Source organism: Chryseobacterium sp. MYb328 (assembly GCF_037572595.1).
Lineage (GTDB): Bacteria > Bacteroidota > Bacteroidia > Flavobacteriales > Weeksellaceae > Chryseobacterium > Chryseobacterium pennae.
Genome location: NZ_JBBGZQ010000012.1, coordinates 108,285 through 122,553, shown reverse-complemented (window position 1 = coordinate 122,553; position 14,269 = coordinate 108,285). Strand labels below are relative to the sequence as shown.

At 36.3% G+C, this 14,269-nt stretch carries 13 protein-coding genes and 1 tRNA gene; 10 read left to right on the top strand and 4 right to left on the bottom strand.

The window, feature by feature from the left end:
- Positions 1-171: 171 nt before the first annotated feature.
- Positions 172-285 (bottom strand) — tRNA-OTHER (locus WH267_RS13555).
- Between the two features lie 111 nt (positions 286-396).
- Positions 397-1,191, bottom strand: coding sequence for an RtcB family protein (locus tag WH267_RS25170; protein ID WP_445223277.1), 795 nt, complete (start codon positions 1,189-1,191; stop codon positions 397-399).
- Positions 1,192-1,935: 744 nt separating this feature from the next.
- Here WH267_RS25170 and WH267_RS13545 point away from each other — a divergent pair.
- The 3 genes from WH267_RS13545 (at position 1,936) to WH267_RS13535 (ending at position 3,578) form a co-directional block, all read left to right on the top strand.
- Positions 1,936-2,271: a HopJ type III effector protein gene (locus tag WH267_RS13545; protein WP_340008923.1), complete on the top strand. Its 336-nt coding sequence runs from the start codon at positions 1,936-1,938 to the stop codon at positions 2,269-2,271.
- A gap of 24 nt (positions 2,272-2,295) precedes the next feature.
- Positions 2,296-3,315, top strand: a complete 1,020-nt coding sequence (locus WH267_RS13540; protein WP_123319930.1) for a helix-turn-helix transcriptional regulator — start codon at positions 2,296-2,298, stop codon at positions 3,313-3,315.
- Between the two features lie 125 nt (positions 3,316-3,440).
- Positions 3,441-3,578 (top strand): hypothetical protein, encoded by a 138-nt coding sequence (locus WH267_RS13535; protein WP_002980888.1) that lies wholly within the window; start codon positions 3,441-3,443, stop codon positions 3,576-3,578.
- Between the two features lie 296 nt (positions 3,579-3,874).
- Here the strand turns inward: WH267_RS13535 and WH267_RS13530 are convergent, their stop codons facing one another.
- On the bottom strand, positions 3,875-5,059 hold the full coding sequence (locus tag WH267_RS13530) for a DUF1501 domain-containing protein (protein ID WP_340008918.1): 1,185 nt from the start codon (positions 5,057-5,059) through the stop codon (positions 3,875-3,877).
- A gap of 36 nt (positions 5,060-5,095) precedes the next feature.
- Positions 5,096-6,475 (bottom strand): DUF1800 domain-containing protein, encoded by a 1,380-nt coding sequence (locus WH267_RS13525; RefSeq protein ID WP_340008916.1) that lies wholly within the window; start codon positions 6,473-6,475, stop codon positions 5,096-5,098.
- A gap of 651 nt (positions 6,476-7,126) precedes the next feature.
- Between WH267_RS13525 and WH267_RS13520 the strand changes: the two genes are divergently transcribed.
- The 7 genes from WH267_RS13520 (at position 7,127) to WH267_RS13490 (ending at position 14,197) form a co-directional block, all read left to right on the top strand.
- Positions 7,127-7,690: a hypothetical protein gene (locus tag WH267_RS13520; RefSeq protein WP_123319928.1), complete on the top strand. Its 564-nt coding sequence runs from the start codon at positions 7,127-7,129 to the stop codon at positions 7,688-7,690.
- A gap of 116 nt (positions 7,691-7,806) precedes the next feature.
- Positions 7,807-8,856, top strand: a complete 1,050-nt coding sequence (locus WH267_RS13515) for a glucokinase (RefSeq protein ID WP_340008913.1) — start codon at positions 7,807-7,809, stop codon at positions 8,854-8,856.
- 143 nt (positions 8,857-8,999) lie between these two features.
- Positions 9,000-9,566 (top strand): YceI family protein, encoded by a 567-nt coding sequence (locus tag WH267_RS13510; protein ID WP_340008912.1) that lies wholly within the window; start codon positions 9,000-9,002, stop codon positions 9,564-9,566.
- Between the two features lie 78 nt (positions 9,567-9,644).
- Positions 9,645-10,271, top strand: a complete 627-nt coding sequence (locus tag WH267_RS13505) for a YceI family protein (protein ID WP_340008910.1) — start codon at positions 9,645-9,647, stop codon at positions 10,269-10,271.
- Between the two features lie 241 nt (positions 10,272-10,512).
- Positions 10,513-11,181: an alpha/beta hydrolase gene (locus tag WH267_RS13500; protein ID WP_340008908.1), complete on the top strand. Its 669-nt coding sequence runs from the start codon at positions 10,513-10,515 to the stop codon at positions 11,179-11,181.
- 81 nt (positions 11,182-11,262) lie between these two features.
- On the top strand, positions 11,263-12,606 hold the full coding sequence (locus tag WH267_RS13495) for an ammonium transporter (protein WP_115972442.1): 1,344 nt from the start codon (positions 11,263-11,265) through the stop codon (positions 12,604-12,606).
- 172 nt (positions 12,607-12,778) lie between these two features.
- Complete coding sequence (locus tag WH267_RS13490) at positions 12,779-14,197, top strand: L-serine ammonia-lyase (RefSeq protein ID WP_115972443.1); 1,419 nt, start codon at positions 12,779-12,781, stop codon at positions 14,195-14,197.
- The last annotated feature ends 72 nt before the right edge of the window (positions 14,198-14,269 follow it).

The window sequence follows — 14,269 nt, the reverse complement described above, 5'->3', positions numbered from 1 at the left end:
TAGTTTATAAAAAGCGGGGAGTAATTTATCCGAAAAATATAGGAACTCCCTTTGCTTTATAATTTGTAAAAAGGCGGAAAGTAATTCTAAAATATAGGAACTTTCTTTGCCTTACATTTTTTTTACGTATGAAATGACAGATATATGAATATAAGCATTTTCACTGTATTGAGGAGCAGACAGGACTCGAACCTGTGACCCACAAACCTGGTAGTTTATAGGAACTTTATTTGCCCGTAGCGAAAAGTAATTTTTTGTTGCTCTAACCATCTGAGCTACTGCCCCTGCCATTATGATAAGTTTTCATGAACCCTACAGGCTTTGACACCCATAAGGTTGGTTATTAGTTTTTTTGGAAACCTATCAGGTTTATATTGAGTGATATTAAATAAAGAATTATGCCTTTCTATATTTTTTCTTCCACGGTGCATTTTTCTGAACATCACCCGCCATAATACATCCGTAAGGCATCACTTCATCCAGTACTTCACAAAGTCCATATTCTTCAATCTGTGCTCTTACATTCGCTGCACTTTTATAAGCAGTGGGTAGTTCGGAAATATCAATTTCATTGGAATAGAATCTGATATCCAATCCTGCTGTTTCTTCATTGAAGATCTCCTCAGTCGTTTTATGGGCTAAAGATCTTTTATGCTGACTTCTGCTGAAATTTCTTCCCGCTCCATGTGGAGCAAAACCAAGGTTTCTTTCATTGGTCTTTCCCTGAACAATCAATACCGGTTCTGCCATATTCAATGGAATCAATCTTGGTCCCGTGATATCAGGCATGAATTTATCATCCAATGGAGTCGCTCCCTTTGCATGATAGAAGAGGTCACCATCCTTGAAAACAAAATTATGTTCATTCCAATATCTGTTTTCTTTCTCTATTTTCAGTTTATTTAAAACAGCATCGTGAATATTGGTATGGTTTTCCTTCGTCCATGTTCTTATCAATTGCAGCGCTTCCCAATAAGATTTTCCTTCTTCAGTATCATAAGGAATCCATGCATTTTCTTTTAATGTTTCAGGAGAAATATCCTGTCTGAAACGGTTGGCAACTTTCATTCCTTTATCATATAATGCAGCACCCGGAGCTCTGGATCCGTGATGGGTTACCATCATTGTATTTCCTGTGTTTTTGGAAATTCCAACGAATAGGAAATGATTTCCGTCTCCCTGAGTTCCCATATGAGAACGGGCAATGCTGATTAATTTTTCATCATTTAAGAATTCATTTTCTCTGAACGCATCCATCAGTTCCTGGGACATCGGCATCTGTTCGCCTCTTGGTCTTCCTCCATATCCGAAATGTGTTACAGAATGGGCAGCATCCAGAATATCTTTAGGGTTAACCTTTCCAAAATCTGTCAGCATTACAGAACAACAGATATCTGCGCTATGAAATCCCGGGTGGATGGCATTTTTTGCAACCACCACACCTCCCACAGGAATATGACCTTCGGGACCTGTAGGACAGGCATCCGGCATTAAAGCTCCGGCAGTGAGCGTAGGTGTTTTCATCAGAACTTTCATCGTTTTGATTACTTTTTCTACATTATCACTCTCATTTTCATGTTCCGCTCTGATGTTGATGATAAACTCAGGAGCAGTTTCATGAAGCGGAATATGTTCAGGTTGTTTGAACTGTTCCAGATATTCTTTAATCTGAATTTCATCCAGATGATTTTCGTTGATATAGGTAATGGCATCTTTAAACCATTTAGCGGGTCTATATCCCAATTCGATTAAGTGATTTCCATTAAATTCCATTGTTTTGTTATTTTGATAATGCAAAGTAACTTCTTTATTGCGCAATAGTTTTGCGTAGATAATAAATTTTTGATTATTTTTACAAAAATTATAAAAAAGACAAATTCGCTGGTATGCAAATTCGCTTATTAGCATTATGTAAAAAAAATTAAACTTACAACTATGATATTATTAGAACAATTAAAACATTTTCCTGAAACCGTTCAATTCAGCGATGTGATTGCTTATATAGATGCAAATTACCATTTTACCCCTACTGCATTCAAAAATGGAAATACGAGAAATGAAGAAGACCAGAATAATGGGTCATGTAAAATATTCGGTTTTGCATCTTATCACGGATTGACAAAAGAGGAGACACTTCCGCTTTTCGGAGATTTTTATAGGGAAGATGTACTTAAAAACCCTCATGGAACAGATCACCAGAACATCAGAAACTTTATGGAATTCGGATGGGAAGGATTGATTTTTGAAGGAAATCCGCTGAGAGAGAAATAGGTTTTCAGATAAAAAAGAATAATCATGTCATCCAATAAAAACGCACTGATCCGCTATAAAACATTAGACAAGTGCCTCAAAAACAAATACCGTAAATATACTTTGGAAGATCTTATTGATGAATGTTCCGAAGCATTATTTGAATTTGAGGGAAAAGAATCTTATGTAAGCAGAAGGACTATTCAGCTGGATCTTCAGAATATGCGGAGTGAGAAATTCGGGTATGAAGCTCCTATTGAAGTATATGAAAGAAAATATTACCGTTACAGCGATCCGGACTACAGTATCCATAATATTTCTGTAAATGAAAGTGATCTGAAAGCGATGAATAATGCAGTTCAGATCCTGAAGCAGTTCAAAGATTTCTCTATGTTCAAAGAAATGAACGGTGTCATTCAGAAACTGGAGGATTCTATTCATTCTACTAACCAGAAGTCAATCATTCATTTGGATAAAAATGAACAGTTGAAGGGGTTGGAGCATATTGATATTCTGTATGAAGGTATTCTCAATAAAAAGGTACTGAAAATCTTATACAAGAGCTTTACTGCAAGAGAATCCAATATTTTCACCGTTCATCCGCAACTGTTGAAAGAATTTAACAACCGCTGGTTCCTCATCTGTCTTTACAAACAGAAAATGTATAATCTGGCTCTGGACAGAATGGAAAGTATTGAAACAGATGAAGCCCTTCCTTACATTGATAAGGATCTGGACGGAGATGAATACTTTAAGAATATTGTAGGAGTTACCGTTTCAGAATCTATGTCTCCTAAAAACGTCATTTTCTTTGTTGATACGGCCAATGCTCCTTATATCAAAACAAAACCATTACATAAAAGTCAGGAGATCATTAATGAGGTTGAGGAAGGTACTCTTTTTAAAATTTGTGTGCAGATCAATTTTGAATTAGAAAGACTGTTGCTGGGCTTTGGAGATTCGTTGATTGTTCATCGACCAAAAAAGCTAAGATTGAGAATGGAAGAAAAATTTAAAGCCGGAAGTAAAAATTATCAGGATCTGATCATTCCGGAAGAAAACTAGTATTTCTGAATTATCAGGTAAAAAGATCAGGATAGTAACTGAGACTCAGGAAAATTTTAATTGAAATTGACCTCTGATTTTTATCTTGGCTTGGAAATTGTAGTAATCAAGTACAAAATCACCATATGAAATCAAGAATATTTAAAGCACTTATTGCCATTATAGCACCCATAGCGATAGAGTATATCGTTAAAAAAATATCTGAGAAACTTGATAAGAAAGAAGATCAGAAAGAGAAAGAACCGAAGCAGATTACTGCTTAAAAGTAAAAGTAGTTAAAATTTAAAATTATCGAAAAGAGACTGTCATTATGGATGGTCTCTTTTTTTTGTGGTGATAGGAGAAGGGGAGATGATGACCACCCCGTCAAAAATTCAATGAATTTTTGCCACCTCTCCGGTGGAGGGGAATGTTCACTTCTTCAACTGATGTATTCATTATAATATTCCTGGAAATCGGAGATTTCAAAACTTAAGTATACTTTTCATACATAAAATCTATCACTTAAAAATAACTTAAGTGTTATAAAACTTTTATGCCTAAATAGAGCTCAGTCGATTTATATAAAGTCATAAACTCCGTTTTTCCATCCCAACACTTTGGAAGAATCGGCCTTCAACCAGTTTTTAAGGATCGTAGCATATACTTTTCTAAAGTCTTCTGTATAGATCAGGTCACCTTCATTCAGATTCTGTAAATCTGGAAGACTGTTCAGAAGGCCTTTCTTTTTAAGGTTTCCACTGATAAAGAACATCTGGTTAGCCGTTCCGTGATCTGTCCCATTGCTTGCATTTTGGGCCACTCGGCGCCCGAACTCAGAAAAGGTCATCAAAAGAATATTATTGAATAAGCCATTGCTTTTCATATCAGCCACAAAGGACTTCACAGCTTCATTAATATCACTGAACAGTTTTTTCTGTCTGTCATTTTGGTTCACATGGGTATCAAAGCTTCCAATGGAAAGATAGTAAACTTGGGTATTGATATCTGATTTGATTAAAGAGGCCACTGTCTTAAAGTCCTTTCCCAGTTGCGAATTAGGATAAGTCTGTTCCGTTTTTTTTGCTTTGCTCTTATCAAAAATATAGCCGGCATTGTTAATCGTAGAGCCTAAAGTCTGATAAAGGTAAGACACCGTTTCGTCATCATGATGGTGATCATAAAGAGATTTGAAATATTTCTCCTGACTGGTTTGATATAACCTTTTAGGATCTTTAAAAGCAAATGCTTTATTATTTTCTCCTTTCAAAGCTAGGCTTAGCATATCATCAATTTCAAGCGCCTGTGTGGGATGCTCACAACGGTAACATTCTTCATCCAGAAAGCGGCCTAACCAGCCTGTTTCCAGAAATTCATCACTTCTGCTTGCCGATTGCCAGATATCCATGCTGCGGAAATGAGATTTATCCGGATTGGGATAACCCACATTGTTCATCACAGAAAGCTCTCCATTATCAAAAAGATCTTTAAAATAGGAGAGGGAAGGATTGATTCCGGCTTCATCTGTAAGGGATAAAGAATCCTGAACAGCAAGCGTTTTCCTTTCTCTGAAATAGATGTCATTTTTTGTAGGAATAACCGTGTTCAAGCCATCATTTCCACCAGTAAACTGAAGAACTACGAGAATATTCTGATTGGGATTCAGTGCCTCTTCCAACGTTATAGCTTTTAGAAAGTTAGGAAGTAGAAGTGATGCTGTGGCCAGTGAACTTATTTTGAGGAATTCTCTTCTTTTGATTAACATAATGTTGGATTTTGGTGATAGATATAAGTGCCCTCTTTACATTAATTGATATTCAGGGGTTGACATAAGGTTGATAATGGTCATTTTCGTGCTTTTATCAGAGAAGTTATTGACTGTATTCATATCTAGGCTTTGTGGTTTCTGAATCAGATAATCCTCACAGTTTTTATGGTCAAAAATCTGATCTACCCGGTTCCAGTCTATTGTTATATTGGGATTTTTAAAGCTTTTATTCAAAGCTGTTTCCTTAGATTTCATTCCCATATCAATATCGTCATCTTGTCGTGGACTGTATTCCAGCGGGCGAAGGCCGGACCATATCTGCGGTACCTGAAGTCTCAGCATCAGAGTAGAGCTGTCAATCCAGGATCTTCCATTGGGCCACCCTGCAACATTCGGTGGATAAAGCAACATTTGTCCTAATAGCTTTTGATACACGATGAGGTTTTCAGGATTCTGAATATTCATTGGAAGGATCCGCATCATTCCGGCCATCAGTTCTATGGGCGATTTTATCCTGTTTCCGATATTTTTCTGTTCGTAAAACCATGAGCTTGAAAAGATCTCCGTCATCAGTTTCTTAATATCGTAACCGGAATTGTAGAAGCTGATACTGAGTGTATTTACAATATTCTGATCTATATTTTCATTAACGAAAAACTTATAGACTTTGGCTGTGATAAATTTTGCGGTTGCTTTTTGCTCCAGAATAATATTTAGAGCATCTGATCCGTTAAAATTACCTGTTTTCCCCAGAAAAGTTTTGGTTTCTTCATCATGCTGATTTTTCCTTTCTTTAAAATTTCCTTCTTTATCGTAACTCCATCCTGTAAATGCTCTGGCTCCTTCTCTCACATCTTTTTCCGTATAATTTCCTCTGCCCATAGTGAAAAGCTCCATGACCTCACGGGCAAAATTCTCATTGGGGTGGTCTTTCTTATTTTGCTGGTTATTCAGGAAGTTAAGCATAGCCGGAGCTTGACTGACTTCAAAAAGTAAATCTTTGAAGCTTCCCAATGCATTCTTCCGGATTGTATTTAAAAGTTGCTTATTGAACTTTGGATTAAGGACTCTTGAAGCAAAATGTCCATGCCAGAAAAAAGCCATCTTTTCTCGCATTTGTTCCTTACTGTTCACCATTTTATCCAGAAAGTTAAGATTCAGTTCTTCGTTCTGTGTTCTATAAATCCGTTGCATTTCCTTCTTTTTTTCAGCAGGAGCTGTACTGTTCATATAATCTGCAGCAGGTTCGATATCAGGCGTATCATAAGTAATCTCTGTAAAGCCTTCTTCTTTAAATAATTCATTAATCAGCGTCTTGATGTTTTTATTTTTCAAATCATCGATTTGATTAATTCCAGGACCAAAGCCTGCACGCCAGAGAAGATGTTTATTTTTTAATAAGGTGTCAGCCATGATGAGAGCATTTATTTTTTTGATGTTTCTGAAGAAAAAAGGTTAAAATAATAACGGGTTAAGGTTTGTTAATATTATAATGTGTGCACAATAGGGCTGTTGGAAAATGCTCAGGCACTAAGGTTTTGTACGTTGTATATTGTAAGGCGCGAGGATTTTATCTTCGACAAAATTATTTATGGTTAGATTCTCTCGCTGCTTTTTCATCGCAACTAATGCACGAATTATTTTATTTATTCGTAAAATCTGTGTGGTTTAAAAAGATATAACCACATAGTGCATAGAATAATTTTATTGGTGCCGTGGCAAAAAATAAATAGTATCCTTGCTGAAGACCTTTGATCTTCTTGTGGCTTAAAATATACGTAATGCTAATAAAACTTTTGCGCCTTAGCGTTTTCCAATGTTTGAATTCCTTTTATATCAATAAGTTGACTTATCCTGTTTATATTTTTTAACTTTTTAGATATATTTCACATTTCAGGTCCTGTTTTTTATAAAAATTGTTAAACAATCATTTAAAATTTAACATAAAATAAATGATTGATATTCATTTTGTTACGGTTTTGATGCGTGTTAAAAAACAGCAGAAAGCTTTGCTTGGCACGATTTTTACATCCTCTTGTTTAGTAAAATTTAAAAATTAGAGTTATGAAAATGTTTAAACAAGCAATTTTACTTGCCGGAATTTTAACAGCAGGTATAGCAAGCGCACAGAGTTCACAAATGAATAATATGATCAAAGTAGGCGCAAATGTTGGTTTAGCAGTTCCCGCAGATAACCTTTCCGCAGCAGTTGGTGTAGATGTAGCTTATCAGAACCTTATTACTCCAGGATTTGGATTAGGTATTGCATCAGGATATACTCACTATTTTGGTAAAGATAACAACGGGTATAAAAATAATGATGTAGGAGTAGTCCCTGTAGCTGCTTTAGTAAGAATTTATCCAAAACAAACCGGTTTCTATTTCGGAACTGACTTAGGGTATGGATTCTTAGTTGGAGACAAAACAGTAGCTTCTAATACGAATGTAGAAAGAGCAAGCGGAGGTTTCTATATCAAACCTGAAATCGGATACCACAACAGAGACTGGAACTTCTTCGTACAATACCAAAAGGTTTTTGTAGGAACTAAAGGAGATTTAGCTGGTCAGGATTATAATGTGGGGAATATCGGAGTAGGATTCGGTTATAATATTCCATTAGGAAAGTAGTTAGATTTAATATATAAACAATTATTAACCAAAACCTTTTCACGAAAGTGGAAAGGTTTTTTTGTTCTGTGCAGGATTTACGAAAACAATTATTATATTTGGTAAAATTTGAGGTTATGATTCTGAATCCAAAATTTCCACTTTATTTACCAGGAGTAGAGAACAGTAATAATGATAATGTTTCTATCATCGGAGCAAGTCTCCGTGAAGATATGACCATCTTAGGCTATTTTGTTTCCGGTAACGGAGGTCTTGAGATTAAAGCACAAAATACATATTCTACTAAGGAATATGCTTCTTTTAATGACATCTTAAAAAAGTTTATCCAGGATAATGAGTTAGCTAAGGTAAAACGCCTGGGAATGGCTGTGCCGGGACCTGTCATTGACGGAAAAAGCAACCCCGTAAGATTAGGCTGGAACTTAGATGTTGAAGAATATAAAAGAGATTTCGGTTTTGAAAAGGTAGATATGCTGAACGACCTGGAAGCTTCTGCTTACGGAATGGCTCTTCTTGAAGATGATGATCTTGAAGCCATTTATACCAGCGGTCATCTTGAAAAAGGAAATGTGGCGATCCTTGCTCCAGGAAACGGATTGGGTGAAGCTGGATATTTCTTTGACGGGAAAAATTTAAGACCTTTTGCAACAGAAGGAGGGCATTCTGAATTCTCACCAAGAACCAATGTAGAGGTTGAGTTTTACCAGTTCCTTAATAATATCTATGGGATTGTAAGCTGGGAAAATGTATTATCCAAATCAGGATTATTCAATATCTATCGTTTTCTGAGAGATGTAAAAAGACATCCGGAACCTGAATGGTTAGGAGATCGTCTTGCCAATGGTAATTTTGTTGAAGAGCTTTATAAAGCAGCAGTAGAAGATAACGTACTGATATGCAAAATTGCTCTGGATACTTTCCTTGAGTTTTTGGCAAGAGAAGCCAATAACTTAACCTTAAAGGTAAAAGCTACCGGCGGATTGCTGATTGCCGGAGATATTCCTCAGATGGTAAGAGAATATATCGATAAAGCCAAGTTTTATGAAAAATTCAAGATCAGTGATAAAATGGAAGGAATGCTTAGAAACATTCCGATCTATCTGGTCAAGCAAAACCATACAGCATTAAAAGGGATGGCATTATATACAGCCTACTATCAAGAATAAAAGAAAGCTCCGAAGAAATTCGGAGTTTTTTTATGGGATGATATTATTCATAAAAATAATTAACTTTCTTGATATACATCAACGAAATCTATTGAATAAGATGGCTACCTTTGTGCTAAACTTAATTAAAATAATTCTAAACAATGAAAAAAATATTTTTATTAGCAGTATTAGCTGGTGGTTTAGCTTTCGGACAGTCTAAAAAAGTAGTAGCATCTGATGTTCACTGGTGGGGATATAAAGTAGCTAAATCTGAAGCTAGTTCTCACGACGGAACTGTGAAAGTGAAATCAGGAGATATGGTCATGAAAGGAAATCAACTTGTAGGAGGAAGCTTTGTATTGGATATGACTTCTATTAACGCGACTGACCTTACGGGAGAGTATCAGCAAAAGCTGAACGGACACCTTAAGAACGGTGACTTCTTTGAAGTTGAAAAATTCCCTACTGCTACTTTTAAAATTACAGGAGTAAAGAAAAACAGCGATAAAATCTACAATTCTTTAGTAACAGGAACCCTTACTGTGAAAGGAAAAACAAGCCCGATTACTTTCCCTGCTAAAATTTCTTACAGCAAAGGAGTAGTAAGTCTGGTTTCAAATAAGTTCTCTTTCGACAGACAGAAATTTGATGTTGCTTACAAATCTACAATGCAGGACGTTTTTGTGAAAGATGATATTGATATGGTAGTAAAGGTAACTGCTCAATAAATTAATCAAAAAAAGATTATTAAAAGTGTAGAAGTTCTACACTTTTTTTTATTTTTGTTGAATTGTAAATAAAAAAGAATGAAAAGATTACTATTGTTTGCTATGGTGTGCGCAAGCATGTCATTTGTTTCTGCCCAAAGGAAATTTGATAAGGTTTCGAAAGTGACTTCATCAGAGATCAGGTGGTGGGGATATAAGGTTGTGAAAACTGAGGCTTCCTCCCATTCAGGAACGATAAAACTAAAAAGTGGAAAATTCAACTTTGACCATACTGTACTGGTAGATGGTGAATTCATCATAGATATGAGAAGTATGATGGCTGGTGATGTTTCTGATGAAGATCAGATCAAACTTACCAATGACCTGAAAAGTACCAACTTCTTTGAAGTGAAGAAATTTCCGGTTGCGAAATTCCATTTGACTAAAGTTATTCCTTTAGCAAACAGTGAGTATAATTCTACCGTATACGGAGATCTTACACTTAAAGGAGTGAGAAAAACAATTTCTTTCCCCGCAAATGTGTATGTTACTCAGTTTACAACTTCTATTGAATCTGCGAAGTTCTCTCTGAACAGAAGAGATTTCAAGGTATTCTACCAGTCTTCACTGAAAGATTACTTCATTAAGAACGAAATGGATATTCAGTTTAAGGTGTCTACTGAAAAGCTGGATAATGACAACAGAGTTCCTGCAAAGAAGAAATAAAATTAAATGTAATGTTGATAAAAAGAGCAGTTCTTAGGAGCTGTTTTTTTTTGTGTAGGGATGTCTGTAGAAGGTATAGGTGAAATTATTTTGTCATTCAGAATGGATCCCGATATGGTAAACATTGGTTTTTATATAGATTTTATTTTCAAAAGGAGCTTTTAAGACGATTAAAGCTCTGTTGTTCAAGTTTTTTTTAATCTGAATCGTAGCTTTTCCGCATTTTTCATAAATTAGTAGTATGAAAATTTATATTGTAAGCGGTCTTGGGGCAGACTTTAAGGTACTTGAAAGATTAGAGTTTCCCAAGCATTGTGAACTGATTTTTATAGACTGGCTCATCCCGGAAGAAAATGAACCTTTTCATGCTTATGTTGAGCGGATGGCCGAAAAAGTAGATCCTTCTGAACCTTTCTGCCTGTTGGGATATTCTTTTGGCGGAATTATGGTCCAGGAGATCAATCGGCTGAAGCCTGCTGAAAAAGTAGTGATTCTGGGAAGTATTAAATCTGATAAAGAAAAATCCAGATTCATAAAAACAGGAGAGGTAACCAAGATTCCCCGTATCCTGCCTGTAGGACTATTCAATGTGAAAGCAGCCAACGTATATGCTGTACTCAGAAAGCTTTTTGATCCTAAAAATCCGAGACTTCTTCAGTATTTCAGAGTAAGGGACCCTTATTACCTGAAATGGTCTGTAGAAAAAGTATCCGAATGGAAATTTGAAGAAAACCCGGAGGTCATCCAGATTTTGGGAGATAAGGATATTGTATTTCCCATCAAGAATTCAAAACCGGATTATGTGATTAAAGGAGGAACCCATTTGTTTCCGGCCACCAAAGCTAAGGAAGTTTCTAAAATTCTAAATGAAATATTCAGTGAAAAAACAATAATGTTATTAAGTGAATAGTTTTTTTTAGGGGTGTTTGTCAATTAAATAACTTTTTCATAGTATTTATATGTAATTTTGATAGGGTTAAATATAAATTTTATGAAAATAGGGTTAAAGTGGATCGTTTCATTCTCTCTTATTGCATTGGTTGCTATTGGAGGGTTATTCTGGACTCCGGGTACAGATATTTCTGATAAAGGAGTGTTTTTAACTGAAGATAAAATTGTAGGAGCTGACGTAGCCTGGATTTTGGCAGCGGCAGGGCTTGTACTGCTAATGACACCCGGATTATCATTTTTTTATGGAGGAATGGTAGGTCGGAAAAATATAATTTCTACAATGCTGCAGAGCTTTATTGCTTTAGGAGTAGTCTCTATTGTTTGGGTGGTCGTTGGTTTTTCATTATCCTTTGGTGAATCTTTGGGAGTTACTATTGCGGGTAAGCATTATGGAATAATTGGAAATCCATTAAGCTATCCTTTTTTTAATGGAGTAGGAGGTCTTCCCCATAGTATGATGGCTCCCACTATACCTTTTATTCTTTTTGCATTGTTTCAGATGAAATTTGCCGTTATTACTCCTGCGATCATTACCGGATCTTTTGCAGAGAGGGTCCGTTTCATTTCTTATCTTTTATTCATTGTGCTTTTCAGCATCTGTATTTATACTCCGCTTTGTCATATGGTATGGCATCCTGATGGTCTTCTCAACAAATATTTTGGAGTGAAAGATTTTGCAGGTGGCACTGTTGTACATATGAGTGCAGGCTTTGCAGCACTTGCCGGAGCTTTGGTATTGGGAAAACGGAAGAATCCACATCATGAACCTTCCAATATTCCCTATGTACTCCTGGGCACAGGGATGTTATGGTTTGGATGGTTTGGTTTTAATGCAGGATCTGCCTTGAGTGCTTCCGCATCTGCAGCAACAGCTTTTGGAACGACTACTATTGCTTCTGCTTCCGCTATGATGACCTGGATATTTTTTGACAGGATTAACGGGAGAAGTGTTTCTGCTTTGGGTGCCTGTATTGGTGCTGTGGTAGGTCTTGTAGCGATTACACCCGGTTGTGGATTTGTCAGTATTCAGGAAAGTCTTTTCATAGGATTTATTTCAGCAATTGTTTCTAACCTGATGGTCAACTGGAAAGCTTTAAAGAAGATAGATGATACCCTGGATGTTTTTGCCTGTCATGGAGTAGGAGGTATTATGGGAATGATTTTAACAGCTATTTTTGCTCATGGTGAAAAAGCCAGTCTTCTTCATGGTGGAGTTGAAGTATTCCTTCATCATCTGACTGCCTTGTTTCTGGTGTCTGCATTTACTTTTTTAGGATCTTTACTGCTGTATAAAGTAACCAATGCGATTATTACCTTAAGGGTTTCGGAGGAATCTGAGACTATGGGACTTGATCTTTCCCAGCATCAGGAGCACTTTAATTAAGTGTAATATTCTTACTTACGATTTCCTTTCAAGCTCATTTAAAGAAAATTGGAGAATAGATTTGAAACAGGTAAAAAATACATGATATAAGGCTGCTAATTGTGAAGTTTTACTATGCATATTATAAGATTTATCATGTATCTTTGCTTTTGAGGAAAATGAAGAATCATTTATGGAATCAATATCGGTTTTTGAGATTATTAAAGTAGGGATAGGTCCTTCCAGTTCACATACAATGGGACCGTGGAATGCAGCATCTGCATTTATTAGGATTATAAAAAGAGAAAGATCAATAGAAGACGTTAAAGAAGTTTTTCTTGAATTCTTCGGCTCACTTGCCAAAACGGGGATAGGCCACGGAACGGATATTGCCGGAATGCTTGGTCTGAATGGTGAAGATTACAAGACGATCAATACTACAAAAATTGACGAAAAAATAGACTATATAAAGAGTACCCAAACCATTAATCTTGGTGGTGAGAAGGTTATTCCGTTTATTTATGGCCATCACTTGATTTTAAATATGAAGAAATCACTTGATTTTCACCCGAATGGAATGATTTTCAGAGCTGTTTTTGAAGATGGAACCGAACTTGTTCAGGATTTTTATTCTGTAGGAGGTGGCTTTATTGCCAGTCAGGAAAAAAACTCAATAGAAAAGCAGTGTGTACGTACAATATATCCTTGTCATAAGGCTTCAGACATTGCAAAATATTGTGAGAAACTGGGACTTAAAAAGATTTCCGATCTGATTTTCATTAATGAAGAAAGCTGGAGAACTCAGGAAGAGACAAGAGAAGAGGCGCTTTACATCTGGCAGCAGATCAAAGAGTGTATTTACAAGGGCGTAAATAAGGAAGGAATTCTTCCTGGTGGATTGAATGTTTCGAGAAGAGCAGCAGGAATCAACAGAAAATTATTGGGTGATAAAATCTATAAAAATAAGGATGAATGGTTTCAGCAGGTTGTGGATGCCGAAGAAAACTTCACCAATATCAATAAATGGATTGCCTGTTTTGCACTGGCAGTAAATGAAGAAAATGCCAGCTTCGGAAGAATTATTACAGCACCTACAAATGGGGCAAGTGGCGTTATTCCTGCTGTTTTGATGTACTCTCAAGCGTTTACAGATTCTATCAGCGATGATGATATTGTCCGTTTCTTATTGGTAGCAGGAGAAATAGGGACTTTATTTAAGAAAAATGCAACCATCTCTGCAGCGATGGGAGGATGTCAGGCAGAAATCGGAGTTTCATCAGCAATGGCAGCAGCCGGACTTACAGAAATCTTAGGCGGAAGTGTAGGACAGGTATTGATGGCCGCAGAAATTGCGATGGAACATCACCTTGGATTAACCTGTGACCCTATCAGAGGACTGGTACAGATTCCATGTATTGAAAGAAATACAATGGGGGCAATGAAAGCAATTACAGCAGCTAATATCGCACTGGAAAGTGATCCTGCCAAAGCAAAAGTAACTTTGGATGAGGTGATCCAGACGATGTGGGAAACAGCTCTTTCTATGAGCGACCGCTTTAAGGAAACTTCTGAAGGAGGATTGGCCATTGCAGTGAATGTTCCGGAATGCTAGTTTAGAATATTATTCCGGAGGGTTATATAAACTCCATTATTTAAATATAAAATCCTTAGAAAAACATCTAAG

Coding starts and splice junctions, on each gene's coding strand:
- WH267_RS25170 (WP_445223277.1), bottom strand. CDS start 1,191: ATGGGAACTCAGGGAGACGGAAATCATTTCCTATTCGTTGGAATTTCC.
- WH267_RS13545 (WP_340008923.1), top strand. CDS start 1,936: ATGATATTATTAGAACAATTAAAACATTTTCCTGAAACCGTTCAATTC.
- WH267_RS13540 (WP_123319930.1), top strand. CDS start 2,296: ATGTCATCCAATAAAAACGCACTGATCCGCTATAAAACATTAGACAAG.
- WH267_RS13535 (WP_002980888.1), top strand. CDS start 3,441: ATGAAATCAAGAATATTTAAAGCACTTATTGCCATTATAGCACCCATA.
- WH267_RS13530 (WP_340008918.1), bottom strand. CDS start 5,059: ATGTTAATCAAAAGAAGAGAATTCCTCAAAATAAGTTCACTGGCCACA.
- WH267_RS13525 (WP_340008916.1), bottom strand. CDS start 6,475: ATGGCTGACACCTTATTAAAAAATAAACATCTTCTCTGGCGTGCAGGC.
- WH267_RS13520 (WP_123319928.1), top strand. CDS start 7,127: ATGAAAATGTTTAAACAAGCAATTTTACTTGCCGGAATTTTAACAGCA.
- WH267_RS13515 (WP_340008913.1), top strand. CDS start 7,807: ATGATTCTGAATCCAAAATTTCCACTTTATTTACCAGGAGTAGAGAAC.
- WH267_RS13510 (WP_340008912.1), top strand. CDS start 9,000: ATGAAAAAAATATTTTTATTAGCAGTATTAGCTGGTGGTTTAGCTTTC.
- WH267_RS13505 (WP_340008910.1), top strand. CDS start 9,645: ATGAAAAGATTACTATTGTTTGCTATGGTGTGCGCAAGCATGTCATTT.
- WH267_RS13500 (WP_340008908.1), top strand. CDS start 10,513: ATGAAAATTTATATTGTAAGCGGTCTTGGGGCAGACTTTAAGGTACTT.
- WH267_RS13495 (WP_115972442.1), top strand. CDS start 11,263: ATGAAAATAGGGTTAAAGTGGATCGTTTCATTCTCTCTTATTGCATTG.
- WH267_RS13490 (WP_115972443.1), top strand. CDS start 12,779: ATGGAATCAATATCGGTTTTTGAGATTATTAAAGTAGGGATAGGTCCT.